Source organism: Candidatus Thiosymbion oneisti, assembly GCF_900092655.1.
GTDB classification, from domain to species: domain Bacteria; phylum Pseudomonadota; class Gammaproteobacteria; order Chromatiales; family Chromatiaceae; genus Thiosymbion; species Thiosymbion oneisti.
The window spans coordinates 1-14,896 of record NZ_FLUY01001800.1; the positions used below are offsets into that span (position 1 = coordinate 1).

The following is a 14,896-nucleotide window of genomic DNA, read 5'->3' on the forward strand; positions in this document are numbered from 1 at the left end:
CGGGCAGGCGTGCGGCCTGGGCACGGGCGACGCCTGGCTTGTAACCTCTCGCCATCAATCTCACCCTCTCGGATCGAGCCCGACCGGGAGTTTACCCTCGCCACGACCAAGGGCGAATTCTTTCACAGTCTCTCCAGCGTGGGAACGAGCGCGAAATTTACAGATTTTATGCCCTAAAATCAGTATCTTAATTTTAGACAGCCTCTTAGCATTGCGGGTGAGAAAGCTCGCACAAGCTCAAGCGACTCTACCCGCAATATCAAGCGAAATGAGGTACTAGTATTGACCAGCTTATATCTAGGTAGATATATTGATTGCCCTGTTCGTACACGATGATGCCGAGGCCGACCTGGAGGCTCTCTGGAAGGAGGAACCTCAGGCGGCGGCCCGAATCCTGGCCCTCTTGGCGCAACTGGAAGGCGACCCCGACTTGCTGGACCGCCTGACCCAGCACGACTACGGCGCTCATCGGTCGGCAGATTTTCACGTCAGCAAGTGGCAAGCGCACTGGCGAAAGGGGCAGGATTTGTGGCGTTTGAAGCTATGGGATCTGGAAGCTAAGGGACTTCGCTATCGCGTCGTCTACGCCTTCGAGCCACGGAGGCAGCACTACCACGTATTGGCCATAGCGCCGAGGGAGTTCAACTATGATGCAAGCCACCCGATCAGCCGGCGCATCCTCTGCGCCTATCAGGCGCTTTGAGAAGGTCTTCGCTCCGCCCGGTACGGCAGTCGAAACCACCAGCCGTACCCAGTGCCAGGTCTTTATTTTCGAGGACTACACTGCGTTCCAGCCCCAGGTCCCCGCTAAACACACGGCCATCAGTCAATTGGTGGGCAAGTGGGAGCAGGACGGCCAGCGCCGTGCCGCCCTGGAAGCAGGCAGGCGTTGGGTCGCCGACACCTTCTATGGCGAGGATGGTGACACGGTGCGTACCCTGCGGTTGCGCAAAGGATGGTCGCAAGCCCGTCTGGCGGCGGAGCTGAGGACCAGCCAATCCCATATCGCCCGTATCGAGCGAGGTACGGAGAATCTGACCATCGAGACCTGCCGCAAGCTCTCCAGGGCCTTAGGCATCGACCTGAATACCCTGGACCAGGCGCTCAAACGTCAGGAAGCCATCGCCCAGGCGCAACGGAAATGATCGCGCGCTACGTCGAGACCCTCTTTTGTGATGACATCCGCCACGAGATGGGCGGAAAGCTCTCCTTTATCGGGGTCTATTCGGGAGAATTATTGGTTCCCGCGTTTCCGGTCACGCTTCCCAAGCTGTGCCTGTTCGTGAACACCCTAACGCCTGCCGAGGAGCCATTCCGTTCTCTTAATCTGCGTCTTTTGAAGGATACAGAAATCGTGCAGGAGATCGCCTCCGATGAGGCACAATTAACGGCCCTTTCCGACTCGGCCAAGGACCTGACGATAGAACAAAGAAAAATGGGCGTTCTGGCAAATCAAGTTACGGCTACTTTCTCCCCGATGCGATTTGATGGACCTTGTACCTTGAGTGTCCGCGTCCGGACCGAGGACGGAGAATTGCACGGCAAGGGGCTGAAAGTGGATCAGGCCCAGCCCCCGGTCGACGCGGTTCCCAAGCAAACTTAAGATGACCTCCGGTAGTGGATTCCACATTGAATGAAGCGGATACCTGCCGGGCCCATGTGACCCCCAAGCTCAGGGCGGTGGGCTGGGAGCAGTATCCGCATTCCATCACCGAACAGCAGACCTTCACCGACGGGCGGGTCGAGGTGCGGGGCAGTGTCGTCCGCCGCCGGGACCGGAAACGGGCCGATTACCTCCTGCGCTATACCCGCGATTTTCCGCTGGCCGTGGTCGAGGCCAAGCCCGAATCCGACCCGCCCGGTAAAGGTTTGCAGCAGGCCAAGGAATACGCCGAAATCCTCGGGCTGAAATTCGCCTATGCCACCAACGGTCACCGAATCATCGAATTCGACTACCTGACCGGACGGGAAACCGAGCTGGCGGCCTACCCATCGCCGGCGGAACTATTCTCCAGATTGAAGGCCGGCCAAGGACTGGAAGACGGGGTCGCGGAGAAACTGCTGACCCCCTATCACCCCGTTCCCGACAATCCCCCGCGCTACTACCAGGAAATCGCCATCAACCGGGCCGTGCAGGCCATCCTGCAAGGCAAACGCCGTAATCTGCTGACCATGGCCACCGGCACCGGCAAGACCCTGGTAGCGTTTCAGATCAGCTGGAAGCTGTGGAATGCCCGCTGGAACCGCACCGGCGCATACCGCAAGCCGCGCATCCTGTTCCTGGCCGACCGCAACCTGCTGGTCGACGATCCCAAGGACAAGACCTTCGCCCCCTTCGGCGATGCCCGCCACAAGATCGAAGGCGAAGCCGTCAAAAGCCGGGAGATATACTTCGCCATCTACCAAGCCATCGCCGAGGACTCCCGCCGTCCCGGTCTCTATCGTGAATACCCGCAGGGGTTCTTCGATCTCATCATCGTGGACGAGTGCCACCGGGGCAGTGCCCGTGACGACAGCAATTGGCGGGAAATCCTCGAATGGTTCGAGCCTGCCTACCAGTTGGGCATGACCGCCACGCCGTTGCGCGAGGACAACCGCGATACCTACGAATACTTCGGCGACCCACTCTATACCTACAGCTTGCGCCAGGGGATCGATGACGGTTTCCTCGCCCCCTACCGGGTCCACCGGGTCGTGACCCAGGCGGATGCCACCGGATGGCGGCCCGGCAAGGGCGAAGTGGACCGCTACGGCCGGAAAATCCCCGACGAGGAATACCACACCAAAGATTTCGAGCGCGCCATCGCCTTGCGCGCCCGTACCCAGGCCATTGCCCGCCACCTTGCCGAGTTCATGGGACGCACGGACCGCTTCGCCAAGACCATCGTCTTTTGCGTCGATCAGGAACACGCCGACGAGATGCGCCGCGCCCTGAACAACCGCAACGCTGATCTGGTCCGCAGGCACCCGGACTATGTGGCCCGCGTCACCTCGGAAGAGGGCAAGGTCGGAACCGGGCACCTGAGCCGCTTTCAGGAATTGGAGACCACCAGCCCGGTCATTCTCACCACCTCGCAACTCTTGACCACCGGCGTGAACGCGCCCACCTGTAAAAACATCGTGCTGGTCCGAGTCGTCAACTCCATGACCGAGTTCAAGCAGATCATCGGGCGCGGCACCCGCATCCGCGAAGACTACGGCAAGACCTGGTTCAACATCCTCGACTACACCGGCTCCGCGACTCGGAACTTCGCCGACCCCGATTTCGACGGCTACCCGGAAATCGAGGAAGAGATCGCCATCGACGGCGAAGGGCATGAAATAGGACCGGAAGATGACGACATCCAAGAACCACCGCCACCGGATTATGAAGGTGAAGATGAAGGGAAAGAAGGAGGAGGGAAAGAAGGAGGAGGGAAAGAAGGAGGAGGGAAAGTAATCGCCGCCCCTCCATCACCGGGAGAACCGCGCAAATTCTATGTGGACGGCGGGCACATCGAAATCATCGCCCACCTGGTCTATGAATTGGACGCACAAGGCAATCAGCTCCGCGTCGTGCAATTCACCGACTATGCCGGGGAAAAGGTCCGCACCCTGTTTACCTCGGCCGACGAACTGCAAGACCGCTGGGCCGATCCCCTCGAGCGCGAAGAAGTCATTCTGGAACTGGCAGAGCGCGGTATCGCCTTCGAGGAACTGGCCGAGGCGACCGGACGGCCCGACGCCGACCCCCTCGACCTGCTCTGCCATCTCGCCTTCGATACGCCGCTTCGGACCAGGCAAGAGCGCGCCGATTATCTGCGCAGGAACCAGCCCGATTTCTTCGACCAATACGGACCGGAGGCGCGGGAAATCCTCACCGCGCTGCTCGACAAATACACCGACTTCGGTCCCCGCCAGTTCAGCATCCCCGATGCCCTGCAAGTGCCACCCATCTCCGAGCACGGCAATGTCGTGGAAATCGCCGAACTCTTTGGCGGCGCCCCCCGGATGAAACAGGCGATGGACCAGCTCCAGGGCTTGCTGTATTCGTATTGAACCACAGAGGGCACAGAGAACACAGAGAATGCTTGAGCAGTTTTCCTCTGTGGACTTTGTGTTCTCTGTGGTGAAAATAGTCTCGGAAATAAGTAGGGTGGGCTGTGCCCACCGAGAGGGGTGGCACAACCTACCATCGACAGGCCGTTGTGAAACTATCGAAACGGCATCGCGGTTGTCGAATGGGTCGGAACCCATGCCGAATACAAGCAAGCAACGCTTTTGATCGGGTGCATACCATGAACCGGGCAAAAATCATCAAAACCGATCAGGAGCATCAGCAGGCACTCGAGCGCCTGATGCAACTGATGGACAAAGATCCGGTATCCGGTACTGCGGAGGCGGATGAATTGGACCTCCTGGCATTGCTTGTCGAACATTACGAGCGTGAACGCTATCCCATCGAACCGCCGGACCCGGTCGAAGCCATTCAATTTCGCATGGACCAAATGGGTTTGACCCGAAACGATCTCACGCAATATATCGGTTCGACCTCCAGGGTCTCCGAGGTCCTCAATCGCAAACGACCGCTGAGTTTGAATATGATTCGCAAACTCAGCAGCGGTCTTGGCCTCTCCGCCGATGTCCTCATCCGTGAGCCGAACCGGAGATCCTCCTCGGTAAGCGATTCCGCATGCAGATCAAGCCGCTATTCGCAACAGAGTCCGCCCGCACTTGATCGGGCGCAACGCCGATAGTCGCCACCATGCCAAGAAAAAAAACAGCCGAACCACCCATGACCACGGCCCAACAACTGGCCGGCATCATCAAATCCGCCCGCCAGACCATGCGCAAGGACAAGGGCCTCTCCGGCGAGCTGGATCGGCTGCCGATCCTTACCTGGGTAATGTTCCTCAAATTCCTCGACGACCTGGAGCAGCGACGCGAGACCGAGGCCGTTTTAGAGGGCAAGACCTTCCGATCCGCCATCGAGCCGCCTTACCGCTGGCGCGACTGGGCGGCGGCGGAGGGCGGCATCACCGGCGACGAGCTGATCGCCTTCATCAACCAGGAGCGAGCCGTCCTGCCCGACGGTCGTGAAGGCCCCGGCCTGTTCGCCTACCTGCGCAACCTGCAAGGGGCCGCCGGCGGCGACCGCCGCGACGTCATCGCCACCGTTTTTATGGGCCTGCAAAACCGCATGCTCAACGGCTACCTGCTGCGCGATGTGATCGATAAGATCGACGGCATCCACTTCAATTCATCAGAAGAGATGCACACCCTGAGCCGCCTCTACGAGACCATGCTGCGCGAAATGCGCGACGCGGCGGGTGACTCCGGCGAGTTCTACACCCCGCGCCCGGTGGTGCGCTTCATGGTAGAGGTGACCGACCCCAGGCTGGGCGAGACCATCCTCGACCCCGCCTGCGGCACCGGCGGCTTTCTGGTCGAGGCCATGCGCCACCTGGAACAGCAGTGCCGTACCGTCGAAGACCGCGCGACCCTGCAAAACAACAGCCTCTACGGCGGCGAGGCCAAGCCCCTGCCCTACCTGCTGGTCCAGATGAGCCTCTTGTTGCACGGGCTGGAATACCCCCGCATCGATCCCCAAAACAGCCTGCGCTTTCCCCTGCGCGAAATCGGCGACCGGGACCGGGTGGACCTGATCCTCACCAATCCGCCCTTCGGCGGCGAGGAGGAAAAAGGCATCCTCGGCAACTTCCCCGAAGACCTGCGGACCGCCGAAACCGCGCTCTTATTCCTGCAACTTATCATGCGCAAACTCAAACGGCCGGGGCCAGGATCGGACCAGGGCGGACGCGCCGCCGTGGTCGTGCCCAACGGCACCCTGTTCGCCGACGGCATCGCCGCCCGCGTCAAGGAAGATTTGCTCAAGCATTACAACCTGCACACCATCGTGCGCCTGCCTGAAGGCGTCTTCGCCCCCTATACCGATATCCCCGCCAACCTGCTCTTCTTCGACCGCTCCGGTCCCACCGGCGACATCTGGTTCTACCAGCTCCCACCGCCGGAAGGGCGCAAGAAATACACCAAGACCAAGCCCATGGAATACACCGAATTCGACGCCTGCCTGGCCTGGTGGAACCGGCGCGCGGAGAATGCCCAGGCCTGGAAGATCCGCGCCGCCGATGTCTTGAAATATGACCAAACAGGCAAGCTGCTCTCGGCCAATCTCGATATCAAAAACCCCAACAGCCTGGAATCACTGGAGCACCGGCCACCGGAAGAGTTGATCGCCGATATGCTGGAGAAGGAGAGAAAGGTGATGGGGGTTATGGAATCTTTGAGGGAAGAATTATTAACCACAGAGGGCACAGAGGACACAGAGAATGTTTGAGCAACTTTCCTCTGTGGACTCTGTGTTCTCTGTGGTGGAAATAGATTTGTCCGGGGCTGCTGAATGAATAGATATACTTCCGTACCTCTTGCTGATGTCATTCAGCAAAATAAGGATTACATCGCAGCCCCGGAACTGAAAGTTTACCCAAAGTTATCCATAAAGCTGTACGGTAAAGGTGTTGTTCTTGATACACCAGCGGCCACCGATTTGGTGGGCGCAGCCTACCCTACATCTGGAGCACCGGTCACCGGAAGAACTGATCGCCGATATGTTGGAGAAGGAGCGGTGGGTGATGGAACTTATGGAGGATCTCCTAAAAACTGTGGTCACTAAATGAGTTACATAGATACTTATTCAATTGGCGAACTCTGTGAGATGGAAAAAGGATCATCGCCAACAATGAAAACATCACCTGGTGAATATCCTCTGGTTGTTACTGCTAAATCTCGCCGTACCTCTGATAGTTATCAATTTGATACGGAAGCAGTCTGTGTGCCATTGGTTTCTTCTACGGGGCACGGAAACGCAGCTTTGCACAGAGTTCATTACCAGAGTGGAAGATTTGCTTTAGCAAACCTCCTTGTGGCATTGATTCCGAGAGACCCGTATATCTGCAATGCGAGATACCTCTATTTCTTTCTTCAAGCACAAAAGGATTATTTGCTGGTTCCCCTGATGCAAGGAACTGCAAATGTTTCGCTGAAAGTACATGATATTGCACAGGTCGAAGTACCATTGCCACCTATCGTCGAACAACACCGCATTGTCGCCAAGATCGAATCCCTGGCCGCGAAGATCGACCAGGCCAGGCAACTGCGACAGGCAATCCGGACCGACATGGATTCCCTGCTGGTGGCAATGGCTCATCGGAATGACCTCACCGATGATGAAAAGCTGGCACAAGGTTGGAAGCGCGTGGCTCTAGGCGAGGTGCTCACCCAGGTATTCGATCCCGTGGAGGTCGAGCCTGGAAAAGAGTACCCGCATTTCGGCATCTACAGCTTCGCCAAGGGCTTATTTAAAAAGGCTCCGCTGTCCGGTGATGAGATCAAGGCATCGAAGCTCTACCGAGTGCGTGAGGGACAATTCATCTATGGGCGTCTCAACGCCTATGAGGGGGCTTTCGCCATCATTGGCAAGGACTATGACCAACATCATGTTTCAAACGAATTTCCCGCGTTTGCATGTGTAACTGACAGGATATTGCCGGAGTTTATGCTGGCCTATTTTTCAACTCCGGTAGTCTGGGAAGCGATTAAGCGAAAAGTCACTGGGATTGGCGGAGGAGCAGGTAATCGGCGAATCCGGTTAAAGGAGGATGTCTTACTCTCGGATGAAATCTGGCTACCCCCCATCAGGTGGCAACAAAAGATCAAAACAACCACCGAACAGTTGGCTATCGCCAAACAGGACCGCGAATCGGCTGGCCTGCAACTCGACGCCCTGCTCCCCGCCATCCTCGACCGGGCCTTTAGGGGGGAGCTATAAGCCGATGTCATTAATAGGAATGTTTCTGCAATCAAAATTTCCCTTTGAATTTCCAGTCAATTTTGCTCCGCTGATTTGAATCTGTTGGACGCCTATTAATTTCATATTTGTCGGTTGTTCTTCTTCAAGACATAATTCGATAACCTCTTGAAGTCTTGGATATAACTCTTCCAAAGTTTTTGCCTGCGTGTGGCAACCTTTCAGTGATGGAACCGTAGCAACAAAATAACCGTCTTCATCCTGTTCGATTATAGCCGTAAATGACAAATTATCGTTGGAAATCATTTTATCTCTCTTCTCAAGTCTTGTGGAGTAACAAACCCAACATTCAAGCTCACCTGCAGCAAAGCCGTCCGCTGCAACGCCAAACTATACCATTTTGCATTATTTTCCAATTGGAATTGTTTTTTGCCGCGAATGAACGCGAATCAGGGCGACCAGCTACCAGTCGCCGGCTGGTAGCTGGCGACTGGCCGGCGGGATGCACCCGGATATCAGGCACTACCCCACGGCGAATCGGTAGTGGTAAATTATTGCAAATCTCAGGCAGTGATCTTGATTTGCGTTCATTTGCGGCTGAATTCTTCGACCGGCAGTTGACATCGAGGCACCTTGATTTTCAGACAATCTCTTAAGACGACCTCCGGGTAGTGATACTGAAAGAGAGATCACCCATGCGCATGGACAAACTCACGGCAAAATTCCAAATGGCCCTGGCGGACGCCCAGAGCCTGGCAGTCGGGCGTGACCACCAGTTCATCGAGCCGATCCACCTGATGCTGGCGCTATTGGATCAGGAGGGTGGCACGGTCCGTCATCTGCTGGCGCTGGCGGATGTCAATGTGAATCGGCTGCGTTCCGGTCTCGGGGAGGCCCTGGAGCGGTTGTCCCAGGTCCAGGGTGTGGCCGGAGACCTGCACGTCTCCAACGACCTGGGGCGGTTGCTCAATCAGACGGACAAGCTGTCCCAGCAGCGCAACGATCAGTACATCTCCTCCGAGCTCTTCGTGCTGGCGGCGGTGGACGACGAGGGGACGCTCGGCAACCTGTTGCGCGCCGCCGGGGCCAGCAAGGACGCCCTCGAACAGGCTATCGACCAGATACGCGGCGGCCAGACGGTAGACGACGCCAATGCGGAGGAGCAACGCCAGGCCCTGGAGCGCTACACCATCGACCTGACCGAGAAGGCGGAGCAAGGCAAGCTCGATCCGGTCATCGGCCGCGACGACGAGATCCGCCGCACCATCCAGGTCCTGGCCCGGCGCACCAAGAACAACCCGGTCCTCATCGGTGAGCCCGGCGTGGGCAAGACGGCCATCGTGGAGGGCCTGGCCCAGCGCATCGTCAACGCCGAGGTGCCCGAAGGGCTCAAGTCCAAGCGTCTGCTGGCGCTGGATATGGCGGCCCTGATCGCCGGCGCCAAGTTTCGCGGCGAGTTCGAGGAGCGGCTCAAGGCGGTGCTCAACGACATCGCCAAGCAGGAGGGCAACCTCATCCTGTTCATCGACGAGCTGCACACCATGGTCGGGGCCGGCAAGGCCGAGGGCGCCATGGACGCGGGTAATATGCTCAAGCCGGCCCTGGCCCGCGGTGAGCTGCATTGCATCGGCGCTACTACCCTGGACGAGTACCGCAGGTACGTGGAAAAGGACGCCGCCCTGGAGCGACGGTTCCAGAAGGTGCTGGTGGACGAGCCCAATGTGGAGGACACTATTGCTATCCTGCGGGGCCTGAAGGAACGCTACGAGGTCCATCATGCGGTGGAGATCACCGACCCGGCCATCGTGGCCGCCGCCACCCTTTCCCACCGCTACATCACCGATCGCCAGCTCCCGGACAAGGCTATTGATCTGGTCGACGAGGCCGCCTCCCACATTCGTATGGAGATCGACTCCATGCCCGAGGAGATGGACAAGCTGGACCGCCGGCTCATTCAGCTCAAGATCGAGCGCGAGGCCCTGAAGAAGGAGTCCGACGAGGCCTCCCGGAAACGGCTCGCTGACCTGGAGGACCAGATCGGACGCCTGGAGCGCGAGTTTTCGGATCTGGACGAGATCTGGAAGGCGGAGAAGGCCTCGGTCCAAGGGACCGCCCACATCAAGGAAGCACTCGACCGGGCGCGGCTGGAGCTGGAGGCCGCGCGTCGAGCCGGCGACCTGGCACGCATGTCGGAGATCCAGTACGGGCGGGTCCCGGAGCTGCAGAAGCGACTCGAGACCGCCGCCGAGGCCGAACACGCGGAAAAGAAGCTGCTGCGTAACAAGGTAACCGCCGAGGAGATCGCTGAGATCGTCTCCAAGTGGACCGGCATCCCCGTCTCCCGGATGCTGGAAGGGGAGCGCGACAAGCTGCTGCGCATGGAGCAGGCGATCGGCGAGCGCGTGGTCGGCCAAGACGAGGCGGTACGCGCGGTGAGCGATGCCATCCGCCGCTCCCGGGCCGGTCTCTCGGACCCGGCCCGGCCCCTGGGCTCCTTCCTGTTCCTGGGGCCCACCGGGGTGGGCAAGACCGAGCTGTGCAAGGCCCTGGCCGAGTTCATGTTCGACACCGAAGCGGCCATGGTACGCATCGACATGTCCGAGTTCATGGAGAAACACTCGGTAGCCCGGCTCATCGGCGCCCCGCCGGGCTATGTGGGCTACGAGGAAGGCGGCTATCTCACCGAAGCCGTCCGCCGCCGGCCCTACAGCGTTATCCTGCTGGACGAGGTGGAAAAGGCCCATCCGGACGTGTTCAATGTATTACTCCAGGTGCTGGACGACGGGCGCCTGACCGACGGCCAGGGTCACACCGTGGACTTTCGGAACACAGTGATCGTCATCACCTCCAATCTGGGCTCGGATATCATCCGGCAGAAGGCGGGAGAAGAACACTACGCCGAGATGAAGGACGCGATCATGGAAGTGGTCCGGGTGGCCTTCCGGCCCGAGTTCATCAACCGCCTCGACGAGATCGTGGTCTTTCATCCCCTGCAGCGGGAGCAGATCCGGGCCATCGCCCGCATCCAGATCCGCTATCTGCGGGAGCGCCTGGAAGAGCGTGACATGCGGCTCCTGGTCGGCGACGCCGCCCTGGACCATCTGGGCGAGGCGGGTTTCGACCCCGTCTATGGGGCGCGGCCCCTTAAGCGCGCCATCCGCGCCCAGCTGGAGAATCCGCTGGCTCAAGCGATCCTGGCAGGCAAGTTCGGGCCCGGCGACACAGTCGAAGTGGCGTTGCGCGACGGACGGCTCGATTTCGAGCAGGTCACCGAAGGTAAGCGGGTCGATTGAACAACCAGCTGCGGGACCACAGGTTTGAACCACAACGGAACCTTATCCGCGTTCTTTTCGGCTGCCCTGCTCACCCTCGGCGGTTGCGCCGGCGCCACTGAAAAAGACGATCTGGCCAAGGCCCTGGAGGCAACCCTCGCCACCTACGGAGAGGCCATGCGGTGGGGCTATTTTCAGACCGTCTACGGTTATGTCCACCCTGACCGACGTCGGAAGATCCCGCAGCACATCGATAACCTACGGATCATCGGCTATGAGGTGTTGGAGCCTCCGCGTATGCATGACGAGGAAAGTGCGGAACAGCTAGTCCGCATCGAGTACGTCCACGAGGACGTGCAACGGCTACGCGCTGTGTTGGATCGTCAACTGTGGCGCTACGACAAGGCTAGCGGTGGCTGGTGGCTGGAGTCCGGGATTCCGTCGTTCGAGTGAGGTAAGGGCAATGACAACCGAGGTCGAATTCAACCCCGCGGCGCGGTTTCTGTTGGTCAGCGGTGCCTTCGTGCTGGTGGTCGCGGGCCTGCATGCGGCCGCCTCGCTGATTACCCCCTTTCTACTCGCCGGCTTCATCGCCGTCATTGCCGCCCCGACCATGTTCTATTTCGTACACCGCGGGACGCCCGCCTGGCTGGCGCTGCTGGCGGCGAGCGCGGTCATGATCGCCATCGGTGGTCTCATCGTCGTCCTAGTCTCCGGCTCTCTCAACGCCTTCATGGCCCAGCTGCCTGAATACCAGATGAGGCTCAAGGAATTGACCCAGGAGCTGGTCACCTGGTTAAAAGACGTGGGGATCCAGGTGCCGTACGCGGCCCTCACCGACTATTTGGATACCGGCAAGGCCATGGAAATGGCCGGGGTATTGCTCGGTGGTCTGGGTGACATGCTGACCAATGCCTTCCTGATCGTATTGACCGTGATCTTCATCCTGCTCGAGGCATCCAACCTCCCGGCCAAGTTGAAGGCAGGGCTCCGGGCACCGGATTCCTCCCTCGCGCGGCTGCGGAGCGTGCTCGACAACATCAACCGCTACATGGTCCTCAAGACCCTCATGAGCCTGCTCACCGGGGGCTTGATCTGGGGTTGGCTCTGGTACCTCGAGCTCGACTTCGCGCCGCTCTGGGCCTTGGTGGCCTTTCTGTTCAACTATGTGCCGACCATCGGTTCCATCATCGCAGCGATCCCCGCAGTCCTGCTGGCCCTGGTACAGCTCGATGTCCAGTCGGCGCTCTGGATCGCCCTCGGATACCTGGTGGTCAACGCCGTCGTCGGCACTATGATCGAGCCCAGATTCATGGGACAGGGCCTGGGTCTCTCCACCCTTGTGGTCTTTGTCTCTTTGGTCTTCTGGGGCTGGGTTCTGGGCCCGGTGGGCATGTTCCTGTCGGTGCCGCTGACGATGGCCCTTAAGATCGCCCTCGACGCCAACCCCCAGACTCGCCCCATCGCGATCATGCTCGGCCCGGAGATCAAGGTGCCCGCGGAGCCGGCGTAGGGCGGATAAGCTTGCGCCATCCGCCGTATGCCAGCCATCTCCGTCGGATAGCGATCATCCCTGGCCTGCCCCGACCTGCGGGCTGCCATCCGGCGGGTGACGGCGCGCCCACCGCCGCGGCAATCGCGGCGCCTGGTGCACGCGCTTGACCCGCCCTACGGGCTCGATATGATCTCATGTATGAACATACATGACGAATAGATATCATATGACAATATATAATGTCATATAATATGACATCATATGTCTATATGTATATGGGATATGTCTGATCTTTCCTGCGTCCCGATCAAACGCGAGGAGCAACGTCATGATCGACTACCGCGACCCGAGGACCGTCATTGGTCCGAAGCGCCACATCTCCAACGTGCAGGTGATCTACGACGGCGGCCCGAACGACTGTGCCGTCGCCCGGCTCGACTGGGACGGAGAGCCCGGCGTCGGCATCCGCTGGAACGGCAACGCCGCGGATCAGCCCTTGGGCAGTCCGCAGAGCCGGGGACACCCTTTCTGGTTTCGGGTTCCGGATGACTTCGCCGAGGTCGTACTCCGACACGCACAGGAGCTGGCACCGGAGACCGAGCTGGACGCCGCCTATCGTGAGATGGCGAGCGATACCGAACGCGAGCAGGCAGCGACCGAGTGGAGCCAAGCCCTGATCGGAGACGTGGCGAATGCGTCGCGGTGAGGTCTGGTGGGTCGACTTCGGCCCCTCGGTCGGCGGCGAGATCAGAAAACGCCGCCCCGCCGTTATCCTCAGCAACGACTCCGCCAACCGCTTTCTGAACCGGGTGCAGGTGGTCCCGCTGAGCAGTAATACCTCCAGGCTCTATCCCAGCGAGGCCAGGGTCCGCATCAGGGAGGCCGAGAGCAAGGCGATGGCGGATCAGCTGACCACCGCGGACAAATCGCGTCTGATCGAGCAGCTCGGTACCCTATCGGCGACGCACCTGCGTGCTGTCGAGAACGCCGTTCGGATCCAGCTCGCGCTCTGATAAGGTCTGTCGTTATCCGGCGCGGGTGGTCCGCAGCCGCGGCCGGGAAAACCCCAAGACCACGAGGAAATCCATGCAGTTCATCGACCTTCAGGCCCAGTATCGCCAGCTCAAGGAACAGATCGATACCCGCATCCGGCGGGTGTTGGACCACGGGCGCTATATCCTGGGCCCCGAGGTCGCGGAGCTCGAGGCGCGGCTGGCCGAGTATGTCGGCGTTAGGTATTGCATCGGGATCTCCAGCGGAACCGATGCCCTGCTGGTGTCCATGATGGCCCTGGGCATCGGATCGGGAGATGAAGTCATCACCACGCCCTTCACCTTCATCGCGACCGGCGAGGCGATCGCCCTGCTCGGCGCGCGGCCGGTCTTCGTCGACATCGATCCGCGCACCTACAACATCGCCCCGGACCTGATCGAGGCGGCCATCACGCCGCGCACTCGCGCCATCGTGCCGGTCAGTCTGTATGGCCAATGCGCCGAGATGGATGCGATCAACGCCATTGCCCGACGCCATGGGCTACCGGTGATCGAGGACGCCGCCCAGAGCTTCGGCGCAACCTATCGGGGCCGGCGCTCCTGTGCCCTGTCCACCATCGGGTGCACGAGCTTTTTCCCCTCCAAGCCGTTGGGCTGCTATGGCGATGGGGGGGCCTGTTTCACGGACGATGAGGCCCTTGCCGTCAGGATTCGTCGGCTCTCGGTGCACGGACAAGACCGCCGCTATCATCACCCCCTGATCGGCATCAACGGACGGCTGGACACGCTACAGGCGGCGGTATTGCTCGCAAAATTAGAGGTGTTTCCGCAGGAAGTCGAGGCGCGTGAACGGATCGGAAGGCGCTATACGGAGCGCCTCGCCGACAGCGTTCAGGTCCCTTACGTGGAACCCTATAACAGGAGCGTCTACGCCCAGTACACGATCCGGGTCCAGGCCCGTGACAGGCTGGCCGAGAGGCTGAGGGAGGTGGGTATTCCCACCGCCGTGCACTATCCGGTCCCACTGCCGAGCCAGCCGGCCCTCAAGGACCCGAACGCCCAGGTGCCGAACGCGACCGCGGCCGCCGGGCGAGTGCTCAGCCTTCCCATGTCGCCTTGGCTGACCGAATCCGACCAGGATGCGGTGATCGAACAGGTTCGAGCCGCATAGGATGCGGTGAGCGCGGCAGGCCATTCAGGATGGCACTACGAGGAGGCACGAACCGCATCAATGGACGACGGGTGATAACCGCGAAGGCTCTTTATGGATTCCAGACTGTTAGCGCAGCAGCAGACCGAGGAGGGAATCCATGAGCCCTTTGCCGCGGTT

The 14,896-nt window shown here is 59.9% G+C and carries 15 protein-coding genes; 14 read left to right on the top strand and 1 reads right to left on the bottom strand.

Annotated elements, in window-relative coordinates; genetic code table 11:
• Positions 1-310: 310 nt before the first annotated feature.
• From BQ17_RS19155 to BQ17_RS19185, 8 genes are all read left to right on the top strand, one after another.
• Positions 311-703 carry a hypothetical protein gene (locus BQ17_RS19155; RefSeq protein WP_089729869.1) on the top strand — a complete coding sequence of 131 codons (393 nt, stop codon included), beginning with the start codon at positions 311-313 and terminating at the stop codon, positions 701-703.
• Positions 648-1,145: a helix-turn-helix domain-containing protein gene (locus BQ17_RS19160; RefSeq protein ID WP_089729871.1), complete on the top strand. Its 498-nt coding sequence runs from the start codon at positions 648-650 to the stop codon at positions 1,143-1,145. Before BQ17_RS19155 ends, BQ17_RS19160 begins: the two co-directional genes overlap by 56 nt.
• Positions 1,142-1,603, top strand: a complete 462-nt coding sequence (locus BQ17_RS19165; RefSeq protein ID WP_089729873.1) for a DUF6941 family protein — start codon at positions 1,142-1,144, stop codon at positions 1,601-1,603. The genes BQ17_RS19160 and BQ17_RS19165 overlap by 4 nt, the downstream gene beginning before the upstream one ends.
• Positions 1,604-1,629: 26 nt before the next feature.
• Positions 1,630-4,038 (top strand): EcoAI/FtnUII family type I restriction enzme subunit R, encoded by a 2,409-nt coding sequence (gene hsdR, locus BQ17_RS19170; protein WP_089729874.1) that lies wholly within the window; start codon positions 1,630-1,632, stop codon positions 4,036-4,038.
• A 239-nt stretch (positions 4,039-4,277) separates the two neighbouring features.
• Positions 4,278-4,736: a helix-turn-helix domain-containing protein gene (locus BQ17_RS19175; protein WP_089729876.1), complete on the top strand. Its 459-nt coding sequence runs from the start codon at positions 4,278-4,280 to the stop codon at positions 4,734-4,736.
• A 38-nt stretch (positions 4,737-4,774) separates the two neighbouring features.
• Positions 4,775-6,337 carry a class I SAM-dependent DNA methyltransferase gene (locus tag BQ17_RS19180; RefSeq protein WP_089729879.1) on the top strand — a complete coding sequence of 521 codons (1,563 nt, stop codon included), beginning with the start codon at positions 4,775-4,777 and terminating at the stop codon, positions 6,335-6,337.
• Positions 6,338-6,400: 63 nt separating this feature from the next.
• Complete coding sequence (locus BQ17_RS21155) at positions 6,401-6,673, top strand: hypothetical protein (RefSeq protein WP_141699382.1); 273 nt, start codon at positions 6,401-6,403, stop codon at positions 6,671-6,673.
• Complete coding sequence (locus tag BQ17_RS19185; RefSeq protein ID WP_089729880.1) at positions 6,674-7,828, top strand: restriction endonuclease subunit S; 1,155 nt, start codon at positions 6,674-6,676, stop codon at positions 7,826-7,828. It abuts the gene before it with no gap.
• On the opposite strand, the gene BQ17_RS19190 is transcribed toward BQ17_RS19185, so the two are convergent.
• A complete protein-coding gene (locus BQ17_RS19190; RefSeq protein ID WP_089729882.1) occupies positions 7,823-8,113 on the bottom strand; it encodes a type II toxin-antitoxin system HicB family antitoxin in 291 nt (96 codons plus the stop codon). The two genes, BQ17_RS19185 and BQ17_RS19190, sit on opposite strands and share 6 nt — an antisense overlap.
• A 389-nt stretch (positions 8,114-8,502) precedes the next feature.
• On the opposite strand from BQ17_RS19190, the gene clpB reads away from it, so the two are divergent.
• The 6 genes from clpB (at position 8,503) to BQ17_RS19220 (ending at position 14,737) form a co-directional block, all read left to right on the top strand.
• Positions 8,503-11,100 carry an ATP-dependent chaperone ClpB gene (gene clpB, locus BQ17_RS19195; RefSeq protein WP_089729884.1) on the top strand — a complete coding sequence of 866 codons (2,598 nt, stop codon included), beginning with the start codon at positions 8,503-8,505 and terminating at the stop codon, positions 11,098-11,100.
• A gap of 24 nt (positions 11,101-11,124) precedes the next feature.
• A complete protein-coding gene (locus tag BQ17_RS19200) occupies positions 11,125-11,532 on the top strand; it encodes a hypothetical protein (RefSeq protein ID WP_089729886.1) in 408 nt (135 codons plus the stop codon).
• A 10-nt stretch (positions 11,533-11,542) separates the two neighbouring features.
• Positions 11,543-12,592, top strand: coding sequence for an AI-2E family transporter (locus BQ17_RS19205; protein WP_089729888.1), 1,050 nt, complete (start codon positions 11,543-11,545; stop codon positions 12,590-12,592).
• Between the two features lie 310 nt (positions 12,593-12,902).
• Positions 12,903-13,280, top strand: coding sequence for a hypothetical protein (locus BQ17_RS19210; RefSeq protein WP_089729890.1), 378 nt, complete (start codon positions 12,903-12,905; stop codon positions 13,278-13,280).
• Positions 13,267-13,587 carry a type II toxin-antitoxin system PemK/MazF family toxin gene (locus BQ17_RS19215; RefSeq protein WP_089729892.1) on the top strand — a complete coding sequence of 107 codons (321 nt, stop codon included), beginning with the start codon at positions 13,267-13,269 and terminating at the stop codon, positions 13,585-13,587. The genes BQ17_RS19210 and BQ17_RS19215 overlap by 14 nt, the downstream gene beginning before the upstream one ends.
• A 25-nt stretch (positions 13,588-13,612) precedes the next feature.
• The gene (locus tag BQ17_RS19220; protein ID WP_256091682.1) at positions 13,613-14,737 is read left to right on the top strand and encodes a DegT/DnrJ/EryC1/StrS family aminotransferase; all 1,125 of its coding nucleotides are present in this window, start codon (positions 13,613-13,615) and stop codon (positions 14,735-14,737) included.
• Positions 14,738-14,896 lie beyond the last annotated feature (159 nt).

What these genes read in the sequence shown, in the direction of transcription:
- BQ17_RS19160 (WP_089729871.1), top strand. Translation starts at nt 648, where the DNA reads ATGATGCAAGCCACCCGATCAGCCGGCGCATCCTCTGCGCCTATCAGG.
- BQ17_RS19165 (WP_089729873.1), top strand. Translation starts at nt 1,142, where the DNA reads ATGATCGCGCGCTACGTCGAGACCCTCTTTTGTGATGACATCCGCCAC.
- BQ17_RS19175 (WP_089729876.1), top strand. Translation starts at nt 4,278, where the DNA reads ATGAACCGGGCAAAAATCATCAAAACCGATCAGGAGCATCAGCAGGCA.
- BQ17_RS19180 (WP_089729879.1), top strand. Translation starts at nt 4,775, where the DNA reads ATGACCACGGCCCAACAACTGGCCGGCATCATCAAATCCGCCCGCCAG.
- BQ17_RS21155 (WP_141699382.1), top strand. Translation starts at nt 6,401, where the DNA reads ATGAATAGATATACTTCCGTACCTCTTGCTGATGTCATTCAGCAAAAT.
- BQ17_RS19185 (WP_089729880.1), top strand. Translation starts at nt 6,674, where the DNA reads ATGAGTTACATAGATACTTATTCAATTGGCGAACTCTGTGAGATGGAA.
- BQ17_RS19190 (WP_089729882.1), bottom strand. Translation starts at nt 8,113, where the DNA reads ATGATTTCCAACGATAATTTGTCATTTACGGCTATAATCGAACAGGAT.
- clpB (WP_089729884.1), top strand. Translation starts at nt 8,503, where the DNA reads ATGCGCATGGACAAACTCACGGCAAAATTCCAAATGGCCCTGGCGGAC.
- BQ17_RS19205 (WP_089729888.1), top strand. Translation starts at nt 11,543, where the DNA reads ATGACAACCGAGGTCGAATTCAACCCCGCGGCGCGGTTTCTGTTGGTC.
- BQ17_RS19210 (WP_089729890.1), top strand. Translation starts at nt 12,903, where the DNA reads ATGATCGACTACCGCGACCCGAGGACCGTCATTGGTCCGAAGCGCCAC.
- BQ17_RS19215 (WP_089729892.1), top strand. Translation starts at nt 13,267, where the DNA reads ATGCGTCGCGGTGAGGTCTGGTGGGTCGACTTCGGCCCCTCGGTCGGC.